The sequence below is a fragment of the Bacteroides sp. OF04-15BH genome, assembly GCF_003477995.1.
GTDB lineage: Bacteria > Bacteroidota > Bacteroidia > Bacteroidales > Bacteroidaceae > Paraprevotella.
On record NZ_QUEM01000043.1, the window covers coordinates 1 to 21,558 of the forward strand.

14 protein-coding genes and 1 pseudogene are annotated in these 21,558 nt (G+C 49.8%); 10 read left to right on the forward strand and 5 right to left on the reverse strand.

Annotated features, from left to right (window positions below):
• Positions 1 to 126 precede the first annotated feature (126 nt).
• Entirely contained in the window at positions 127 to 624 is a 498-nt protein-coding gene (locus tag DXA74_RS14245; RefSeq protein WP_118528728.1) for a hypothetical protein, read from the forward strand.
• Between the two features lie 239 nt (positions 625 to 863).
• On the opposite strand, the gene xpt is transcribed toward DXA74_RS14245, so the two are convergent.
• Positions 864 to 1,430, reverse strand: a complete 567-nt coding sequence (gene xpt, locus DXA74_RS14250; protein WP_118528752.1) for a xanthine phosphoribosyltransferase — start codon at positions 1,428 to 1,430, stop codon at positions 864 to 866.
• A gap of 249 nt (positions 1,431 to 1,679) precedes the next feature.
• Between xpt and DXA74_RS14255 the strand changes: the two genes are divergently transcribed.
• The 6 genes from DXA74_RS14255 to DXA74_RS14280 all read left to right on the forward strand — a co-directional run bounded on the left by DXA74_RS14255 (position 1,680) and on the right by DXA74_RS14280 (position 10,921).
• Positions 1,680 to 2,540: an enoyl-ACP reductase gene (locus DXA74_RS14255; RefSeq protein ID WP_118528730.1), complete on the forward strand. Its 861-nt coding sequence runs from the start codon at positions 1,680 to 1,682 to the stop codon at positions 2,538 to 2,540.
• A gap of 155 nt (positions 2,541 to 2,695) precedes the next feature.
• Positions 2,696 to 6,019: a hypothetical protein gene (locus DXA74_RS14260; RefSeq protein WP_118528732.1), complete on the forward strand. Its 3,324-nt coding sequence runs from the start codon at positions 2,696 to 2,698 to the stop codon at positions 6,017 to 6,019.
• A 31-nt stretch (positions 6,020 to 6,050) separates the two neighbouring features.
• Complete coding sequence (locus DXA74_RS14265) at positions 6,051 to 8,072, forward strand: M13 family metallopeptidase (RefSeq protein WP_118528734.1); 2,022 nt, start codon at positions 6,051 to 6,053, stop codon at positions 8,070 to 8,072.
• Positions 8,073 to 8,196: 124 nt separating this feature from the next.
• Positions 8,197 to 8,943, forward strand: a complete 747-nt coding sequence (locus DXA74_RS14270; protein ID WP_118528754.1) for a (Fe-S)-binding protein — start codon at positions 8,197 to 8,199, stop codon at positions 8,941 to 8,943.
• Positions 8,940 to 10,310, forward strand: a complete 1,371-nt coding sequence (locus DXA74_RS14275) for a lactate utilization protein B (protein ID WP_118528736.1) — start codon at positions 8,940 to 8,942, stop codon at positions 10,308 to 10,310. Before DXA74_RS14270 ends, DXA74_RS14275 begins: the two co-directional genes overlap by 4 nt.
• Entirely contained in the window at positions 10,307 to 10,921 is a 615-nt protein-coding gene (locus DXA74_RS14280; RefSeq protein WP_118528738.1) for an LUD domain-containing protein, read from the forward strand. The genes DXA74_RS14275 and DXA74_RS14280 overlap by 4 nt, the downstream gene beginning before the upstream one ends.
• A 219-nt stretch (positions 10,922 to 11,140) precedes the next feature.
• On the opposite strand, the gene purT is transcribed toward DXA74_RS14280, so the two are convergent.
• The gene (gene purT / locus DXA74_RS14285; protein ID WP_118528740.1) at positions 11,141 to 12,316 is read right to left on the reverse strand and encodes a formate-dependent phosphoribosylglycinamide formyltransferase; all 1,176 of its coding nucleotides are present in this window, start codon (positions 12,314 to 12,316) and stop codon (positions 11,141 to 11,143) included.
• A 34-nt stretch (positions 12,317 to 12,350) separates the two neighbouring features.
• Positions 12,351 to 13,868, reverse strand: a complete 1,518-nt coding sequence (locus DXA74_RS14290; RefSeq protein WP_118528742.1) for a DUF4301 family protein — start codon at positions 13,866 to 13,868, stop codon at positions 12,351 to 12,353.
• Between the two features lie 117 nt (positions 13,869 to 13,985).
• Between DXA74_RS14290 and DXA74_RS14295 the strand changes: the two genes are divergently transcribed.
• From DXA74_RS14295 to DXA74_RS14305, 3 genes are all read left to right on the forward strand, one after another.
• Positions 13,986 to 16,199 (forward strand): bifunctional (p)ppGpp synthetase/guanosine-3',5'-bis(diphosphate) 3'-pyrophosphohydrolase, encoded by a 2,214-nt coding sequence (locus DXA74_RS14295; RefSeq protein ID WP_118528744.1) that lies wholly within the window; start codon positions 13,986 to 13,988, stop codon positions 16,197 to 16,199.
• Between the two features lie 187 nt (positions 16,200 to 16,386).
• Positions 16,387 to 16,923, forward strand: coding sequence for an HD domain-containing protein (locus tag DXA74_RS14300; RefSeq protein WP_118528756.1), 537 nt, complete (start codon positions 16,387 to 16,389; stop codon positions 16,921 to 16,923).
• 35 nt (positions 16,924 to 16,958) lie between these two features.
• A complete protein-coding gene (locus DXA74_RS14305; RefSeq protein ID WP_118528746.1) occupies positions 16,959 to 19,838 on the forward strand; it encodes a putative LPS assembly protein LptD in 2,880 nt (959 codons plus the stop codon).
• Between the two features lie 110 nt (positions 19,839 to 19,948).
• Here the strand turns inward: DXA74_RS14305 and DXA74_RS14310 are convergent, their stop codons facing one another.
• Both DXA74_RS14310 and DXA74_RS14315 read right to left on the reverse strand, forming a co-directional pair.
• On the reverse strand, positions 19,949 to 20,305 hold the full coding sequence (locus DXA74_RS14310; RefSeq protein WP_118528748.1) for a hypothetical protein: 357 nt from the start codon (positions 20,303 to 20,305) through the stop codon (positions 19,949 to 19,951).
• A gap of 70 nt (positions 20,306 to 20,375) precedes the next feature.
• A pseudogene (locus DXA74_RS14315) lies at positions 20,376 to 21,149 on the reverse strand (alanine/glycine:cation symporter family protein); the annotation flags it as partial.
• Positions 21,150 to 21,558: the final 409 nt, after the last annotated feature.

Sequence of the window (21,558 nt, forward strand, 5' to 3'; positions counted from 1 at the left end):
CCAACAAGTCAAAGATACTAAAATGTAAGCAAATCACAACGTACACTACCGACCGCATTATCACGGAAGTGTTGTTTCCAACAAGTCCAAGATACTAAAATGTAAGCAAATCACAACCTGGAAGCCTTGCCTTATCTGGCGCAGGCGGTTGTTTTCAACAAGTCAAAGATACTAAAATGTAAGCAAATCACAACAACCTACTATCTTAGCCCAAGATTCAAGATGTTGTTTCCAACAAGTCAAAGATACACATTATATTATTATTCAATTAAACTTTTATTAATATTTATAGTTATACTGGAGTATCAATATGATAGGAAACTTGCATTAAGTGATATATTTCTTTATGTTTTTAATGAGAATCTCTTTCTTTCATATTCTAAGATTATATACAATCCAGCAGAAAATCTACATAATCATACATTCCCACACCACATATTTCCTGCATATATGCGGATTTTATGCGAAAAGTTCCACAGAAAAAGAAACGAGCTCCCACAAGGAATGAAGAGAAACATCGTGGTGATGGCAACAAATCACCACGGCAACTCTGAAAAGTCATCAAAGGAATTTGAAAAAGAGGGGAGAAAAGGTGTTTTTAAAGATCAGATAAACGTAGTTTAAGGCGTAGCAGGAATGTAGAAATAGCGTGTATTCCATTTATCAACAGACGGATATGCCGGAAAGCAATCCCTGAGGTTTGAATTTTTGGAATATCCTGATCTTCCGGACGCATATCCGCCAGTCTCAGAGCGCATAAATATCATAATGTCATTCTGTAAAAAAGGAAGAGCCCCGCTCCGGAGCATAAAGACGCTTTCCGGAGCGGGGTTCTTTGGTTGGTATCGTAACGTGTGCGGTGATTAGCGCAACACAATCTTGCAGTCGCTCAAGTCTTCTACGATGGCAAGGCTCTCTACCTTGATATTCTCATCGTCCATCACCTTACGTCCGCCCTGGAAGGCCTTTTCGATGATGAAGCCCATACCTTCGATAGTGGCGCCGCTCTGTTTGCACAAGTCAATCACACCCTTGGCTGCATTTCCGAAGGCCAGGAAGTCGTCGATAAACAGAATGTGGTCGTCGGCACAAAGGAAGTTGCTGCTGATGCACACCGTGTAGTCGCGGTCTTTCGTGAAAGAGTGTACCACAGAGGTGAGCATGTTCTCCATCGTCTTAGGCTGTTTTTTCTTGATGAACACCACGGGCAGGTGCATCAGATAACCCACGAAGATGGCCGGAGCGATACCGCTAGCTTCGATGGTGACAATCTTGTTGATGGGGCGGTCCTTGAAGCGCGCCATGAATTCTTTTCCGATTTCATACATCAGGGTCGGGTCCATCTGATGATTGATAAAGCTGTCCACTTTCAGGATGCCACCGGGGAAACATTTTCCATCCTGAAGAATGCGTTTTTTCAGTAATTCCATAGGGATAAATGCAGTTGAATTGATTAATTCCTGCAAAGTTAATATCTTTTTTCTTCACTGCGGCATTTTCTGCGCCACATATTTACATCAAAATGTATCTTTTTTGACCGCTTTACAGCCTTGTAAAGGACCAAAAAGAGAGAAAACCCGAAAAAATTGCACAAAACATTCTTGAAATGTGCATTTTTTAGTTACCTTTGCCGGCGTTTAGATAAATTAATAAGGACTATTAACTGAATAAAGAATATTATGGCTTACAATTTATTGAAAGGCAAGCGTGGTATCATCTTCGGTGCGTTGAACGATGCTTCAATCGCTTGGAAGGTGGCAGAACGTGCCGTTGAAGAGGGCGCGCAGATTGTATTGACAAATACTCCGGTGGCATGCCGTATGGGTACTATCGCCGAACTGGCTGAGAAAACCGGCGCTACTGTGATTCCTGCTGACGCAACTTCAGTTGAGGACCTGAACAACCTGTTCGTACAGGCTCAGGAGGCTCTGGGTGGAAAGATCGACTTCGTGCTGCACTCAGTGGCTATGAGCGCCAACATGCGTAAGAAACGTACTTATGATGATCTGGACTATAACTTGCTGGGCAAGACTCTCGATATCTCGGCTATCTCATTCCACAAGATGATTCAGGTGGCCAAGAAGCTGGATGCCATCAACGAGAACGGTTCTATCCTGGCATTGAGCTACGTGGCTGCACAGCGTACTTTCTTCGGTTACAACGATATGGCCGATGCCAAGTCTTTGCTGGAGTCTATCGCTCGTAGCTTCGGTTACATCTACGGTCGTGAGAAGGGCGTTCGTATCAACACCATTTCTCAGTCACCTACCTTCACTACTGCCGGTGGCGGTATCAAGGGATTCGACGGACTGTATGATTTCAGCGACCGTATGTCTCCTCTGGGCAATGCCAGCGCTGACGAGTGTGCAGACTACTGCGTGGTTATGTTCTCAGACCTGACCAAGAAGGTTACTATGCAGAACCTGTTCCACGACGGTGGTTTCTCTAACATGGGTATGTCTTTGCGCGGTATGACCCAGTATCAGAAGTCATTCATCGACGAGAACCGTGACGAGAACGGTAACATCATCTACGGATAATTCTCGAATTTATATCATAATTTGATTCAAGGCTGTCGGCGGTTTCGCCGGCAGCCTTTTTTTCGTTCCGGTCGCTTTATCGAAAGAATCTGTTTCGGTTTCAGGATTTTTTCTTATCTTTGGCAGAATAATATGGCAATATAAACAAACGGAATATGAATAAACTCTTATTGGCCCTGAACAAGTTTTCGGGCATTGATATAGAAGCTCTGCTGGCCAGACAGCAGGAACTGAACCGCGAGATAGAGTCTTTGAAGCAGAAACTGGCTGCTTCTTCGGAAAGGAATGAAGAACTGGAGACTAAAATCCAGAGTCTGGAAGAACAGATAGCCGAACTGAATCGGGTTTCGGAAGGACTGCGTGCGGATTTGGAGAAAAGGAGTCTGGACATTGTGGCCTTGCAGGATACGAATGCGATGCTGAACACGGCAAAAACAGAACTGGAATCTGTCAAGGTTGCTTTGGAGAGCGAAAAGAAGGACTTGTCGGTCCGTCTCGGCGAAGCTGAAGCAAACGGCAAGGCATTGGATGCCGCCAATGCGGAACTCAAAAGCACTAATGTAGAACTGAAAAAAAGCAATGAGGAACTGAAACAGGCGAAAGCAGAGCTGACTGCGGAACAAACAGCTTTGACCGCCGAGAAAGTGGCATTGGAAAGTGAGAAAACGGCTCTTGCGGCGCGCCTCAACGAAGCGGAAGCCGATGGTGCCGCGCTGAAAAATACGAATGCAGAACTTGCTGCCGCCAATGCGGCTCTGACTGCCGAGAAGGAAGAGCTTACCGCAGCTAATGCGAATCTGGTTGCCGAAAAAGAGGATCTTAGCGCTGCAAACACAACTCTAGCGGCCGAAAAGGCTGAACTGACGGCGGTTAATGAGGCTCTTGTTGCCGGAAAATCGGATTTGGAGTCGGAAAAAGAGGCGTTGGAAAATGAGAAGTCTGCCCTTACGCTGCGTCTGAGCGAAGCGGAAGTGAACAGCAGCGCTCTGAAGGAAGAAATCAAGTCTTTGGAGGAGTCTGTACGCCAGTTTGAAGCCCGCCAGAAAGAGCTGTTGCAGGAATTGGAGAATCTGAAGGCTCGTCAGAGTGCCGAAGAAGCGGAATTGCAAAAGAACTCTGAAAAGGAAAGCCAGTGGCAGCAGAAAGAGCAGGAATATATGGCCCGCTTGCAGGAAGCAACAGAAGAACTGCAACGCAAGGAAGAGGCCTTGCAGCAGAAAGATGCCGTGCTGAAGGAGAAAGAGAATCTTCTGGCCGAGAAGGAAACGGTGATTTCGCAAAATGCGGAAACGCTTCAGGCTCAGGATCTGAAACTCAAGGAGCAGGAACAGAATCTGTTGGCTGGCAAAGAGGAAATGGGCCACATGCAGGAATTGTTCAAACAGCAGGAGATGTCGGCCGGATTGTTGCATCAGAAGGTGCAGGACCTGGACGACAAACTGAAAAACCGTACTGCGGAACTGGAGCGGATGAATGCTGATTGTGAGCAGAAGAAGGTGGCCATAGCACAGCATAAGAATGAATTGGAGCAACAAACAAGTTTGCTGAATCAAAAGACCGCACAACTGAAGGCTTCGGAGGAACAGTTGCGCCAGAAAGAGGAGTTGCTTACGGCTTCTCAGACGGAAATCAAAAACCTGAAGCAGGAACTGGAAACCTGGCGTAACAAAAAGCAGCAGGAGCAGGAACAGGTGAAGGAATCGGAGAACCTGAGCCAACAGCTGATCGAGGCGCAGTCGGAGATTGCGGCCTTGCGCCAGAAGTTTGTGCAGATGGAGACAGAGCGTGTGGAACTGTTGCAGCAGATTGCCGCTCTGAAACAGCAGCCGGCAGTGGCACCGAAACCGCAGGAACCGGAAAAACCGATGTTGGTAGAGCAGGGGGGCAACCGTCTGGTGCGCTATGGACAGGCGGTGGCTCTGGATTATCAGGGACTGTTCCGCGGACATACCGTGGAGCAGGAGGACGAAGACCGTTATCCGTACTCTCGTGAACCGTTGTTCCAAACTGAAGTGGCTCGCTGGACTGAACGTGAAGATCTGCCGGTGGGACTGGCCGGAAAACTGTTGCAGAAAGGACTGGCCGTGCTGGAGCAGTTGGGAGCCGGAATCCGTGTTTCTACACGTGCCACACTGCCTGTGGCCGACACGGAATGGGGATTGCATCCGGATGTGCTGATCGAATGGCCCGAAAAGGAACTTTGCGTGGCGGTGCTTGTGGATGCGCCTTATGATTTGCGTACCGGAGCGGCCTGGCATAGCGTACCGTCGGCAACAGACAGCTGGATCAACTATTACTATACCAACTGCGGTGCATGCGTGGTGCGCGTAGCCGAGGAACAACTGATAGAAGATTATGAACAGGTGCTGGCTTATCTGAGCAACTATCTGTATGAGCAGACGGGCGATCACCGCCTGATGCAGCAGGTGGCTTGGGGTGTGTCTACTCCGCTGTGGAGCGCTGAGGGCGTTCAGGCGGCTGCGGCGCATCATTATCGCGAGCAGTATTTGGGACGTGACCTGTTGCGTGAAACTTTGGCGCTCGAGCAGTCTGTCCGTCCGGCTGGTTGGGAGCAGCTGCCGTTTACCGTAGAACAGTTGTCGGCGGAATATAAGAAGGTGCTTGCCTTTAAGGAGGCGGCAGCACGGAAATACATCGTGGTGCGCACCCGTCCTTATGGCAGTCAGGTGGTGTTCCGCAAGGATCAGGTTCAGGGCAAGGGGCTGTGGCTTGCAGGCGTGGATCAGATCAAGAACGAAACGGTGGAATTGCCTTTCTGGCAAATTGAGGAGATTGCCGGTGCGGATAATATCGACAAGCCGATCGAGGGAGGCGCACAGCTCAGCATGGAGCGTCTGCAGGCCATACTGGCCGATGCCGTGTGTCAGTATCATCCGGTAGCGGTGCAGTATCGTGGCGCGGACGGCAACTGGCAGCAGACCGTGCTCTACTGGCTTACCTTTGCGCCGTTGCAGAGCGGTTCGGTATCGTTGCCTTACGGCGGTCTGTTCCAGGACCTGATGACGGATTCCGTAGATCCGGAGAGTATTGTGGGTATGAGTGCCTTGCATCACCGTGTGGTGCGTGTGGCTTTGCGCGACATCCGCAGCATCCGTGTGCTCGACGTGTTCGTTACCGAGCGCGAAGGCATCGGTGCTTTGGTAAACGGAATCTATTGCGCGGTGCTCTATCAGCAGGCACCGCTGGCCGAACTGCTTTACAACAGTCTGCCGGAGGATGTGAAGCTGATGCCGTACGCTCAGGCCAATTACGCCCATCTGTGTATGTTGAAACAGGAGTACAAGAAGGCGTATGCCATTTATACTTCCATTGATCCGCAGCAGCCGATGCAGGAGAACATGACTTGGGAGGATATGATCAGCAACGACTTTACGGAACTGGTGAAGAATGATGTGGAGCCGGAGCTCTTTATCCGCATGGCACACGACCTGAACCGTGCTGGCTGGCATTTTGAATAATGAGAATACTAAACCTTATAATAACGAAGAGATGAAAAGAATACAGTATGTTTGCCTTTCCTGCTGTCTGGCCGGTATGGGCGCTTTGATGTTGCCTTCGTGCTCGGACGATGCACCGGGTGAATATGTAAAACCGTGGGATGGAGCCGCCGATATGAACACATCGGTGGCGGCCGGAAATGATTTTTATCGTTACGCCAACGGCGGATGGCTGGCCCGCACTTCGCTGCCGCAGGGCTGGCAAGAGTGGGGACCCTGGCAGATTACGGAAAATGATGCGGATGGAAAACTGCGCATGATGTATCAGAGCAGTACGAATGAACTCATTCAGAAATATACGTTGATGGCACAGGACAAACTGAACCGTGCCGAGCGAAGCGCGGATGCCTTGCGCTCCCTGCTTACGGAGATTCAGCGTGTTACGACGCGCGACCGTCTGATGTCGGCCATCGCTTCCATGCAGAAGGCGGGTTACAGTCCGTTCTTTGAGATCGGTGTCACTCCGCATGAGTTCAACAGCAGAGTGTTTTTGCCGATTCTGAAGGTGACTTCCACTTATTTCGATGCCAGCCGCTATCAGGATGCCGCCTTCAAGGCTGCCTATCGCCAGTTGTTGGGAGAGACTTTCTCGGGCCTGTTTACGGAGACTTCGCTGGCGGATGCCCTGAAGATGGCTGATGATGCTCTGGCGGTGCAGGCTTTGTTGCAGACTGCCTACACAGAAGCACAGAGCAGCAGAGCACAGGAAAATACCCGGGCTACGGAGAGCAGTTCGATTCTGAATCTGCTTTCTCAATGCGGTATCAGCACAACGTGTGTCTACGATCCTGCCACAAACATTGATGTGGCCAATGATTTGATTGTGAACGGTGACCTGGATCAGCTGAAGAATTATCTGGCTATTTATCTGGTGGAGCAAAACGCTTATCAGGTGGGACTGGACATTCAGCAGAAATGGCTGGACTTTGAGCTGAATTATCAGACGGGCAGCATTTTCTATGATCACCACAAGCAGTATGATGTCAACACGGCCAACGCGGAGGATGCCTGGAGTTGTCTGAACCGTTTTGTTCCGGAATTTGTCGGCCGTCAGTATGCTCAGAAATATACGACCACAGGCAAGCGCAGCAAAATAGAGAGTATCTCTTCTGATTTGCGCAATGCCTTCAAGGAGCGTCTGCGCGACAGTGTGGATTGGATGGGCGAGGAAACACGCAACACGGCTCTGGAGAAACTGGATGCCGTGACCTGCCTGCTGTTGCAACCGGCTTCCTGGCCCAAGAGCACGGAGGTACAGATCAATGCCGACAATTATTGTGCGGCTACCAATCAGTTGCGCAAGTTGTGTTACGACAATAAGCTGGCCTTGTTCGGCACTCAGATTGCCGACCGCCGCTGGGAATATGCTCTCCACACTTATCCGCTCTTCCGTCCGGCATGTGCTTATGAGCCGCGTATGAATGCGCTGATTGTGACCGCTGCCTTTGCCGGCGAGGAGTTCCTGGATGAGCAGGATGCTGCGGCACGTCTGTATGGCGGGGCCGGATTCCGCATGGCGCACGAACTGGTGCACGGCTTTGATGCCGAAGGTTCGCTGTATAATCAGACCGGCGCACAGGCCGACTGGTGGAAGGTGTCCGACCGTTCGGCTTTCAATAGCCGCAGACAGGAACTGGCCGGCCGTTATAGTCTGTTGGAACTGTTGCCGGGAACGATGACCAACGGAGCGCTGGTGGCCGATGAGGCTGTTGCCGATCTGGGCGGACTGCAGATTGCGGCTCAGGCCTTTGAGAAGGACTTGAGCCGGCGCGGTGTTCCGGACCAGAACCGCAAACAGGAACGGCAGAATTTCTTCGTTTCCTTTGCGCAGACTCTGGCCAAGGTGACCACAGATGACTATAAGGCCGCTTACTACAGCACTTCGCCGCTGGCTTTTGACGAAGTCCGTGTGCAGGGCACAGTGCCGGCTGTCTATCGCTGGTATCACACCTTCGATGTGAAGGCCGTCAACCGCATGTATCTGGCTCCAGCCAAGCGTACACGTTTGTGGTAAGTATAACGAATGTAACGCCGGTTAAATTATTTCTAAAAATCGGTGCGATGAGAAACGATATCCAAAAATATGTTCTAACTTTAGTGTGTACTAATCGTTAAAACAACACAGAACAATGGGTATCATGGACAAAAAGATAGGGTTGTTTATCCCCTGTTATATCAATGCGGTATATCCCGAAGTGGGCGTAGCTTCCTATAAGCTGCTCAAGAGCCTGGGGCTCGATGTGGATTATCCGCTGGATCAGACTTGTTGCGGACAGCCAATGGCGAATGCCGGTTTTGAAAACGAATCGGTCAAGCTGGCTGTCCGCTTCGACAGTCTTTTTGAAAAGTACGATTATATTGTAGGTCCTTCGGCCAGTTGTGTCGTCTTCGTACGCGACAATTACGGACGCTTGCTGAAGGAAGAAAAACACCGTTGCCAGAGTGAAGGCAAAATCTACGATATTTGTGAATTCATCCACGATGTGGTGAAGCCTACCTCCCTGAAGGCTTCTTTCCCGCACAAGGTAAGCATACAGAACAGCTGCCACGGGGTGCGCCTGATGCATCTTTCGGCACCTTCCGAATTGAATATCCCTTATTATAACAAACTGCGCGACCTGCTTTCGCTGGTTCAGGGCATAGAGATTGTAGAGCCTGAACGGCCGGACGAGTGTTGCGGCTTCGGCGGTATGTTCGGAGTGGAGGAGCATGCCGTTTCGGGACAGATGGGACGCGACAAGATCCGTCGTCACATGGAAACAGGGGCGGAATATATTGTCGGGGCAGACAGTTCGTGTCTGATGCACCAGAACGGTATCATCGCGCGCGACAAGTTGCCTATCAAAACCAAACATATTGTGGAAATCTTAGCATCAGGACTATGAGTACAAAGCATTCAGAAGCAGCAGAGCGGTTTCAGAAGAACAAGAGTCTGGCCGCATGGCACGATGAAACCTTGTGGATGGTGCGTGCCAAGAGAGACAAGATAAGCCGTCAACTGCCGGAGTGGGAAGAACTGCGCCAGATGGCTCACGATATAAAGATGTATAGCAACAGTCATCTAGACGAACTGCTTACGGAGTTTGAACGGAATGCTACGGCCAACGGAGCGGTGGTGCACTGGGCAAAGGATGCCGAGGAGTATTGTCAGATGGTGCACCAGATTCTGAACGACCACGGAGTGCATCATTTCATCAAGAGTAAGTCGATGCTGGCCGAGGAGTGCGGACTCAACGAGTATCTGGAGGAAAAAGGTATTGAGGTGGTGGAGAGTGACCTGGGCGAGCGCATCCTGCAACTGATGCACAAGAAGCCGAGTCATATTGTTTTGCCGGCCATTCACATCAAGAAGGAAGAAATCGGAGAGCTGTTTGTTCGTGAGATGGGTACGGAACCGGGAAACAACGACCAGACTTATCTGACGCATGCGGCCCGCAAGAATCTGCGTCATAAGTTTATCGAGGCCGAAGCGGCCATGACGGGAGCCAACTTTGCCGTAGCGTCAACGGGCGAGTGTGTGGTTTGCACGAACGAAGGTAACGCGGACATGGGAACTTCACAACCCAAATTGCAGATCACGGCATTCGGACTGGAGAAGATTGTGCCGGACCGTGAGGCTCTGGGTGTATTCACCCGATTGCTCGCGCGTTCAGGTACGGGTCAGCCGATCACCACATATACCTCGCACTATCGCAAGCCGCGTCCGGGTGGTGAGCTGCATATCATCATTGTAGACAACGGGCGGAGCGAGATTCTGGCAGACCGGGATCATGTGCAGACGCTGAACTGCCTGCGCTGCGGTGCCTGCATGAACACCTGTCCGGTGTACCGTCGAAGCGGAGGTTACTCCTATACCTATTTCATTCCGGGTCCCATCGGTATCAATCTGGGCATGTTGAAAGCGCCTCAGGTGTACTACGACAATGTATCAGCTTGCTCGCTGTGTCATTCCTGCCAGAACGTTTGTCCGGCCAAGGTGGATCTGGCCGATCAGATTTACAACTGGCGTCAGCGGTTACAACAGTATGGAGTGGCCAGCAGGTCCAAGAAGTTCATGTCCGACGGTATGAAGCAGCTGATGGAGCATCCGGCTCTGTTCAATGCGGCGCTGGGTGTGGCACCTCTGGCAAATCATCTGCCGCGCTTCATGATGTATAACGGACTGAATGATTGGGGTAAGGAGCATGATATGCCTCGCTTTGCACAAGAGAGTTTTAACGAAATGTGGAAGAAAAACAAAATACAGAAATGAGCAGCAGGGACACGATTCTGGCAAATATCCGGAAGAATACGCAGACAAAATATGAGAAACCCGATTATCGGAGCATAGAAGAGCATGCCATCCGCTATCCGAACCTGATCGGGCAGTTTACCGAGGTGATGAAGCAGATGGGCGGTCAGGCTGTGCTGCTTCAGGAAGGGGATGATTTGAACGCGTTGATTCGCAGTCTTTATCCCGAGGCAAAACGGATTGCTTCTACAGTTGCGGAGGTGGATACAGCCTTTGGCAAACAGACGGTGGACTGCGGCGCTTTTCATCCTGACACCGTGGCTGCTCCGGGAGATCTCGACGGCACAGACCTGGCCATCGTTCAGGGCCGTTTAGGTGTATGTGAGAATGGAGCGGTCTGGATGGAGCAGGAGGTGGAACAGCGTGCGGTGTATTTCATTGCCGAGGCGTTGGTGATTCTGCTGGACCGCAAGGCGTTGAAGAACAACATGCACGAGGCTTATCTGCTGATTGATACCGGAAGGTATGGCTTCGGAGTCTTTATTTCCGGCCCGTCGAAGACTGCCGATATTGAGCAGGCACTGGTGATGGGAGCACACGGAGCGCGGAGTGTTACCGTGATTCTGGTATAAAGCGCAGTTGTTGCGATCCGAAAAAGTAATTCTCTAATTCATAAAACCGAACAAGGAAGTTACGGCCCGTGTGGCATAACTTCCTTGTTCGGTTTTATTACTTTTTTCAGACGATAAAAAAGAGGATCAGAAGCATTTGTTCATTTTATCAAAAAAGAGCCGTATCATACTCTGAAAGTTGAGTAATGATACGACTCCTGTTTTTTAAAAAGATTCGGTTTATTCGCCGTCGGTTACATGAACACCGGCTGCCAGTCCCTTACACTTGGTGCGCAGGGCATCCAGATCGCTGCCCACTTTATCCCAGCAGACAACCACACCCATGCGGCGGCCTACATGCGCTTCGGGTTTGCCGAAGATGCGCAGATAAGTATTGGTAGCGGCGCATACCTGTTCCATTCCGGTGTATTCCGGTTTCTTGCTTTCCACTTCAGAAAGGATTACGGCGCTGGCACCGATACGCTCCTGAGTGATTTCCGGAATAGGAAGACCGAGGACGGCGCGGCAGTGCAACTCGAACTCAGAAAGGTTCTGGGTGCCTGAGAGGGTAACCATACCGGTGTCGTGAGGACGCGGACTCAACTCAGAGAAGATAACGCCTTCCTTATGGCTCAGGAAGAATTCTACACCCCAAAGACCGGCACCGCCCAAAGCACGGGTGATCTTTTCGGCCATATCCTGTGCGTCTTTCAGCATCTCCGGAGTGATGGCTGCCGGCTGGAAGCTTTCACGATAGTCGCCACCCTTCTGTACGTGGCCGATCGGCTGACAGAACAGGGTAGGACCGTTCTTCTGAGTGACGGTAAGCAGAGTGATCTCGCTGTCAAACGGAATGAACTGCTCTACGATCACTTCCTTCAGGTCGCCACGGGCACCCTGGCAGGCGCAATCCCAGGCTTTGGCCAGTTCGTCGGCGCTGTCCACCTTGCTCTGACCGTGACCGGAAGAGCTCATCAGCGGCTTGATGATACATGGGAAACCGATTTCGGCTGCGGCTGTGCACAGTTCTTCATAATTGTTGGCATAGCGGTAGTTGGCCGTTTTCAGTCCCAACTCAGTATGAGCCAGTTCGCGGATTTCCTTACGGTTCATGGTGTAGTTCACCGCCTTGGCGCTTGGCACTACCTGAATGCCCATTTTCTCTGCATCGTACAGCACTTCGGTGCGGATAGACTCGATTTCCGGTACGATGATGTCCGGCTGGTGCTTGCGGATGGCAGCCATCAAGGCTTCGCCGTCGAGCATACTAAACACCTCACACTCGTCGGCCACCTGCATGGCCGGTGCGTTCCGGTAAGCATCGCAAGCGATGACATACTGTCCCTTGCGTTTGCAGGCAATGACAAACTCCTTGCCCAGTTCTCCGGATCCCAATAAAAGAATTTTCTTAACCATATCTTTTGTTTCTGCTAAATTTCAGATTGATTGATTACTGATGCTGCTCGCGCAACAGGTCGTTTACGGTCTTCACCGGATTGAATGTTGAGAGCGGTACTTCTACGAAAACAGTGTTCCAGTCGCTCATGGCACCGTTCCACAGTCCCGGCAACTCCAGAGCCTTGAGCTCCTTGCCGTTCTTGCTCTTTTCAGAGATGAAGCCTGTGTTGTGATCTACATACTGAGTCAGGTCAAAGGCCTCGCCCTTATAGTTCTTGATGGCACAAACCAAGTCCACCGGATTGAAGTGAGTTCCGTTTTCGAACATCTTCACATAATCCGGATTCTTCTTGTCAATCTGGCTGCTTTCCAGAATCTGCAGAGAAACGGTGCCGTCGGCGTTGTAGGCCAGGAACGGACCGCCGCCCGGTTCGCCTTCGTTCTTAACCACACCGCAGATACGCATCGGACGGTTCAGCTTCTTGCGCAGGTAAATCACCAGTTCGGCATCTTCCAGATCCTTGATGTCTTCCTTGCGGCAGCACAACTTCTGTTGCAGGAAGCGGATAATCTCCTCCAGATCGGCATGGGTGTAGACACCGGTATCGAGTTTGCGAAGATAAGCAAAGGCCTTTTCCTGCAAAGATACCAGCAGACCGGCAATCACTTCCTTATATTTCACGGTGTCTCCCTTCAGACGGTCGGGCACCACATTATCAATATTCTTGATGAACACGATATCCGAATCCAGATCGTTCAGGTTCTCGATCAGCGCACCGTGACCACCCGGACGGAACAGAATCTCGCCGTTTACACGGAACGGCTCGTTCTCCTTGGTTGCGGCAACCGTGTCGGTAGACGGTTTCTGAATAGAGAATTCCACCTGATATTTGGTCTGGAATTCCTGCTCATAGACCGGTGCTTTCTCTGCCACCAACGCACGGAACAGCTCCAGATGATCCGGGCTGACGGTGAAGTGCACATGGCTCTCGCCGTTGGCCGAAGCATAGAGGGCTGCTTCTACCAGATGCTCTTCGGCCGGAGTGCGTGCTCCTTTGTCATATTTATGAAACAGCAACAGGCCTTTCGGCAACTGGCCGTAGTTCATACCTTCGGCTTTCAGCAGGTTTGCTACAACAGCTTTGTAAGCACCTTCCTGCACCAGAGTGTCGAGCTCCTTGCCCTGATTCTGGAGGCATACCTCGTTCAGACGGGCATAAAAAGCAAACTTATGGATCTCATCGAAAAATTTCTTCTCAAAATTAGTCTGAGGCTGGTCGTAATCCGCTTCCAGGAATTCAAAGAGATTCTTGAACATGCGGCTGGCTGCGCCCGAAGCCGGCACAAATTTGGTGATGCGGTGGGCGTTCTGCTGATAAGCGTGCCACTGTTCGATATGCTGGTTGCACTGATCTTCGTCCAAACGCAGGATGCCGCCGTTTTCAACGGATGCCGCATTCTTCAGTTTCAGAAAAGGGAAACCGGTTTCAAACTTCTTGAGCTGCTGCTCTACCTGAGCTTCTGAAATACCCTTTTTCCGGAGTACTTCTTTATCTTCTGTTGTTAGCATAAACGGATGATTTTAGATTGATACATCAATTTCATCTTCAAATATACGAAAAATAAAGGAGAGAATGAGCAATTATTTCCGAAAATTTGTAACTTTGAGAAAAAATACGAAGAGCCTATGGAAAATCTGTTTTTTTTTCGTCCTGAAGAGCAAACGCATCTGAAGGACCTGTATCGGTCTCTCTTACGGCTGTCGGGCAAAGTTCTGAAGCCTGATGATTGCGCCAATCTGAAAAATTATCTGGTGCAGGCCGGTCTCAATAATTTCCTGAAACGTGATGTTTTTGATTTGAATCCGATAATCACAGATATGGAAACCTCGCTCATCGTGGCGCAGGAAATCGGACTGACACGCGCGGCGATATTGGGCGTGATGCTGCATTCATGCGTGCGGAGCAACTATTGCACCCCGGAGGATGTGGAGCGTGATTTCGGCGAGGATGTGGCAGGAATCATTCATGGTCTGAACCGCATTCAGGAGCTTTATGACAAGAATCCGAGTATCGAGAGCGAGAACTTCCGCAGTCTGCTGCTGTCGTTTGCCGAGGATATGCGTGTGATTCTGATCATGATTGCCAATCGTGTGTATATCATGCGCCAGATCAAGGACACGCCGAACAAGGAGGCCATGCAGAAGGTGGCGCAGGAGTCGGCTTATCTTTATGCGCCGCTGGCCCACAAACTGGGTCTGTATCGCCTGAAGAGCGAGTTGGAAGACCTGTCGCTCAAATATCTGGAACATGATGCCTATTATCATATTAAGGACAAACTGAACGAAACGAAGAAGTCGCGCGATGCCTATATCGAGAACTTTATCGGTCCGATTCAGAAGAAGCTGGAAGATGCCGGCCTGAAATTCCACATGAAGGGCCGCACCAAGAGTATCCATTCCATCTGGCAGAAAATGAAACGCCAGAAGTGTGGTGTGGACGGCATCTACGACCTGTTTGCCATCCGTATCATTCTGGATTCCAAACCGGAGCGCGAAAAGATGGAGTGCTGGCAGGCATATTCCATCATCACGGATATGTATCAGCCGAACCCGAAACGTCTGCGCGACTGGCTGTCCATCCCCAAGAGCAACGGATATGAGAGTCTGCACATCACGGTGCTCGGTCCGGAAAACAAATGGGTGGAGGTGCAGATCCGTACGGAGCGTATGGACGAGATTGCCGAACGCGGTCTGGCTGCGCACTGGCGCTATAAGGGCATTAAGGGCGGCGAGGCCGGAGTGGACGAGTGGCTGAACAGCATCCGCAATGCCCTGGAGAACAATGACGACATGAAACTCATGGATCAGTTCAAGATGGAACTCTATGAGGACGAGGTGTTTGTGTTCACACCGAAGGGCGATCTCTTCAAACTGCCGAAAGGAGCCACCGTGCTCGATTTTGCCTATGCCATCCATACGAATGTGGGAGAGCACTGCATCGGAGCGCGCATCAACGACAAAAATGTGCAGGTGCGCCAGCAGCTCAGTAGCGGCGACCAGGTGGAAATTCTGACTTCTTCCAATCAGACTCCGAAGCAGGACTGGCTGAATTTTGTCATCACCGGTAAGGCGCGCACCAAAATCCGTCAGTCTCTGAAGGAAATGCAGGCCCGTCAGGCGGCTTATGCCAAGGAGGTGCTGGAGCGTAAGTTCAAGAACCGCAAGATTGAATATGATGAGCCGACCATGATGCACGTCATCAAGAAGATGGGCTTCAAGTATGTGACGGATTTCTATAACAGTCTGGCCAACGGAACGACAGATGTAAACACCGTGCTCGACAAGTACACGGAAATGCAGAAATATCTCAACGGAATGGCCGATCACACTCCGGCACCGAGCGCACAGGAATACAACATGCAGTCGGAAGCCGAGATGAAGACCCAGACGAATGATGATGTGCTGGTTATTGACCAGAATCTCAAAGGTCTGGACTTTACGCTTGCCAAGTGCTGCCATCCGATTTATGGAGACGATGTCTTTGGCTTTGTTACGGTAAACGGCGGTATCAAGATTCACCGTTGCGACTGTCCGAATGCCGAACAGTTGCGCACCAAGTTCGGCTACCGTATCGTGAAAGCACGCTGGGCCGGAAAGCGCGGCAGCCAGTATCCGATTACCTTGCGTGTGGTGGGTAACGATGACTTGGGAATTGTGAACAATATCACTTCCATCATCAGCAAGGAGGAGAAGATTTCTCTGCGCAGCATCAGCATTGACTCAAACGACGGTCTGTTCTCCGGAAATATAACCGTATTGTTGGACGACACCGTGAAACTGGAACAGCTCATCAAGAAACTGAAAACCATCAAGGGTGTCAAGATGGTGAGCCGGAACTGATCCGGGTGCCGCAGAAAATACAGAAAAAGCCAGCCGGCCCTGTCTCGCAAATGGTGCGAAACGGGGCGGCTGGCTTTCTTTTATCCCTTTACGGACTGTAAATTGTATTTTATTATGCCAATAAGCTGCGGGTTATGGGGAGAATATGAAAAAAAAGCATTATTTTTGCGCGAATAATTTTATGAAAATGGACTTTTTGGCTCTTATCGACAAATATTATGCAGACAATCCTCCCTTGAAGGAGATATTGTTGTGCCATAGCAGACAGGTGGCCGACCGTTGTCTGAAGATTGCGCAAGCGCATCCTGAATTGAATCTGGACACCGTTTTTCTGGAAGAAGCGGCCATGGTTCATGACATTGGCATCTTCATGACCGATGCCGAGGGCATTCACTGTCATGGCGAGGCACCGTATCTGTGTCACGGTTACCTGGGTGCGGAACTGATGCGTCGTGAAGGATTTGAGCGTCATGCCCGCGTATGTGAACGGCACACCGGTACGGGACTGACCAAGGAAAACATCGAGGCGCGCGATCTGCCGTTGCCCCATCGCGATTTTCAGCCCGAAACACTCGAAGAGCAGGTCATCTGCTATGCCGATAAATATTATTCCAAAACGCATCTCAACAAAGAGAAATCTTATGAGAAAGTCATTGCCAGCCTGCAGAAATACGGAGAACAGGGAGTGATGATCTTTCAGAGGTGGAAGGAAGTCTTTGAATAAATTTTTCATATTCTCCGTTCTAGAACTAGAATTCATTGAAAACAAAAATATTCATAACATTGTGGTCCCTGGGGACTTTTTATGTGTTGGCTCATGATCAGCGTGCTGATTATGGGTTGCAACGCGTGTCCGGAACGGTCAAGTGCCGGGTGCCCGAAAAGGATTCTTTGGGAACCGACACGTTGTCGCGGGTGCTGGCCGATTCTTTGCAACAGCCGGCAGCTCCGTTGGCCGACAGCCTGCAGAAACTTCCGGTGCGTGTATCGCTCGACTCTCTGCTGCTGAACGATTCTCTGAGAGCAGACTCGGTGCTTACGGATTCTACGGCAACCGATTCGGTAAAGAAGAGCAAATCGGCATTGGATATGCCGGTTACTTATTCTGCTTCAGACTCCATCACTTTCGAACAGTTCGACCGCAGAGCCAATCTTTTCGGAAGTGGCGTGGTGAAATATCAGAATCTGGAACTTCAGGCGGAACTGATTACCATGAGTCTGGACAGTAGTCTGGTGCACGCCGTGGGCCGGGCAGACTCTGCCGGTAATGTGAAAGGACAGCCGGTGTTCAAGCAGGGCTCTGACGAGTATGAACCGGAAAAGATCAGCTATAACTTCAAGACCCAAAAGGCATTTATCAACAATGTCTATACGCAGCAGGGCGAGGGATACCTGATCAGCGAGGAGTCCAAGCGTGACCACGAGGGGGTGATGTATGTGCGCCACGGCAAGTACACGACCTGTGATGCAAGCCATCCGCACTTTTATCTGTCCCTGACCCGTGCCAAGGTGCGACCGGGCAAGGATGTGGTCTTCGGTCCGGCCTATCTGGTGGTGGAGGATGTGCCGCTGCCACTGGCTATTCCTTATGGTTTCTTCCCGTTCAACAAAAAGTATTCTTCGGGTTTCATCATGCCGACATTCGGAGATGAGTTGAGCCGTGGTTTTTATCTGCGTGACGGTGGATACTATTTTGCCATCAACGACATGATAGACCTTCAATTGCTGGGTGAGATTTATACCAAGGGTTCCTGGGGACTCAGTGCACAGTCCAATTACAACAAACGCTATCGTTTTTCGGGTAATTTCTTCGTGAGTTACCAGAATACGGTGGAGGGTGAGAAGAACATGCCGGACTATCAGAAGTCAACCAGCTTCAAGGTGCAGTGGACCCACCGCCAGGATGCCAAGGCTAATCCCACACAGAGTTTCTCGGCCAGTGTGAACTTTGCCACACAGAATTATGAGCGAAACAACCTGAACAGTATGTATAATCCGGAGAGTTACACGCAGAGTACGCGTACTTCCAGTGTGAGCTATTCGAAAACTTTCTCACGCATCGGTCTGACGCTTTCCGGAAACTTCAACCTTTCGCAGAATATGCAGGACTCTTCGGTGAACGTGACTTTGCCGAGTCTGAATATCTCTTTGGCGCGCTTTAACCCGTTCAAGCGGAAGAAGATGGTCGGCAAGGAGCGCTGGTATGAGAAAATCGCCGTGAGCTATACGGGTGAGTTGAGCAACAGCATCTTTACGAAGGAGGACAAACTGTTTAAGTCTAATCTGATTAAGGACTGGCGCAACGGTATGTCGCACAAAATTCCGATCAGTGCCAGCTTTACGGTGGGCAATTACATCAACATCACTCCGCAGTTCAGCTTTACCGACCGAATGTATTCGAATCGAGTGACGAAGAAGTGGGACCCGAAGACCAAGTCTGAAGTGGCTGACACGACATGGGGATTCTACAATGTCTACGACTACAACATGAGTATATCGGCCAATACGAAATTGTACGGTTTCTATACGCCGCTGCCCAAACTCTTCGGAAACAAGATTCAGACAATCCGTCACGTCTTCACGCCGTCGGTAAGTTTGAGTTATAAACCGGATTTCGGAGCGGAGCGTTTCGGCTACTGGGATACTTATGTCAAGACGGACGAGAAGGGTAATGTATCTACCGTAACCTATTCTCCTTACGCCGACGGACTCTACGGAGTGCCGACACGCGGCAAGAACGGTAGTGTTACCATGTCGGTTTCGAACAATGTGGAAATGAAGGTGCGTACCGACCGGGACTCAACGGGCTATAAGAAAATCAGTCTGATTGATGAGTTGGGAGCCAGCCTGAGCTATAATATGGCGGCGGCAAGCCGGCCGTGGAGTGACTTGAATACCAATATCCGTATCCGTACGCCGTGGAATTACACGTTCAGTATGAATGCTGTGTTTGCCACCTATGCCTATGAGTTTGATGAAAACGGAAACGTACGGGTGGGCGACCGCACCGAGTGGTCTTACGGACGTTTCGGTCGTTTCCAGGGTATGTCGCAGAATATCTCTTATACCTTTAATAATGAAACCTTCCGAAAACTGTTCGGCAGAGGCAAGAAAGAGGAGGAGAGCGGTGATGGCAGTTCTTCTGAGGATGACAGTCGTACCATCAACGAAAACAATGATACCAATCTGGATCCGGAAGCCAGAGCTGCCCGAAAGGGAGCCAAGCGTTCTGCCGATTCGGGTGTGGACGAAGACGGATATCTGGCATTCCAGTTGCCGTGGTCCTTCTCGGTATCCTACGGTATCAGTATGCGCGAAAATACAGATGCACAGATCCGTGTGAAGCGAATGCGCTATCCTTACAAACTGACCCATACGATGAACTTCTCCGGAAACTTGCAGATTTCAGCAGGATGGAACATCAGTTTCTCTTCTGGATATGACTTCAATTATCACCGTTTGTCTATGACAACCGCTTCGTTGAGCCGTGACTTGCACTGCTTCTCGATGTCAGCCAGTGTGGTATTGAGTCCGTATCGCTCTTATAACTTCACTTTCTCTGCGAATGCCGGAACACTGGCAGACGTGTTGAAATGGAAAAAGCAGAGCAGCTACAGTTCAAACCTCGAATGGTATTAACATACCGGAGTTTAGTATAGAAAAAGCAACGAGTGCTATCGGTTTCCTGAAAAGGAGCGATAGCACTCGTTGCTTTATTGGGTATCTTGTAAGAATAGAATGTGTTCCGGTCAGTCAAAAAGTTGGAATTCTCCCGGTTGTCCCTCTGTCTTTTCGGTTGGATTGTCTTTTTTGTCGGAGTTGCTGATGCAGGGAGTGTTGAAATCCAGTTCCATCTGAAAAAAGACTTCTCTGCGCACACGATATTCACCTCGTTTGTCTCCTTTCAGAAAAGGGGAGGAGGGGCGGTTGGACTGTGACCAGAGATAGAAGCGCACCGATTGGTAAATATCATTGAAGGGCAGGTTCCCGGCAAAAAGTCCCACCTTTTTATTATAGATATGGCGGGCGATCAGACGTACCGGCATGCTCCGCCCGTCTGCTTCCTTTAACACCTCTATAATGTCCTGATGATATTTATTTCTCATAATGCTTCCGTTTTTCCCAATTTTGGAAATGGGCTGCAAAGTTAGGAATAAATTATGAAAAATAAAAAGTCTATCGGATCATTTCGTCGTCATATTCATCCATATGTCCGCTCCATAGATAGGCGCGGGTTTCTTTCACCAGTACTCCCGACAGAAGGAGCAGGGAAATCAGATTGGGCACAGCCATCAGTGCATTGACGATGTCTGCAAAATTCCATACTAAGGAAAGATTCACCACCGAACCGATATAAATCATCACAATCCAGATGATACGATAGCCCAGCATGATCTTTCGCCCGCCGAGGTATTCCACAGCCTTCTCAGAATAGTAGGTCCATCCCAGAATCGTGCTGAAGGCAAAGGTCACGATGCCGAATGAGAGAATCGGAGTACCTACATACGGAATCTTGGCGAAAGCCATTTTGGTGAGCGCGGCATCGCTGGTGTGGTCTATGTCGGGATAGGCCAGTATGCTGCTCACCAGTACGATGCCGGTCAGCGCACAGATCACCACCGTATCCCAGAATGTTCCGGTAGAAGATACCAGAGCCTGACGCACGGAGTTGCGGGTTTGTGCTGCTGCAGCAACGATTGGAGCAGAACCGAGACCGGACTCATTGGAGAATAGTCCGCGGGCAATACCGTATCGGGCAGCCATCATAACCGTTGTTCCGGCAAATCCTCCTCCGGCTGCCTGCGGAGTGAAGGCTGACTCCAGAATGAGTTGCAGAGCGGGTAGTACATAATTATGATTGACAAATAGAATATAGATGCAACCGCCAACATAGAGAACTGCCATAATCGGAACCAGTGCCATACAGACGCGAGCTATGCCTTTCACACCAAGAAATTCATTTTCCATAATACTAACTTTTTAAATATATTTTTAATCTCTCTCATTGAAATCTCTTAAAACGGCAGGACTCTCTGAACAAATATAAAAATATATTTTGATATTTAAATACGGATTTTCGGATTTTCTGTGTAAAATCTGCGGATAAAGATAAATGTGAATGTGGTGACTGGCCGAAATAATTGCTGAGAAGAAACATTCTGATGATTTTTTAACTTCATTCTGATGCTTTCTGAAAACTTCAGGAAGATTTTTGAAAAATTTTTTAGTGCTGTTTCTGTTCTCTTTTGTATTTGTTAAAACTATGCTTTACAGCATATTACTTGGTCGTTTCGAAAGGTTTTATTATCTTTGCAAAAATTTCCCCTTGAAAAATTCTTTGGAAAATATTTGGTGGGAA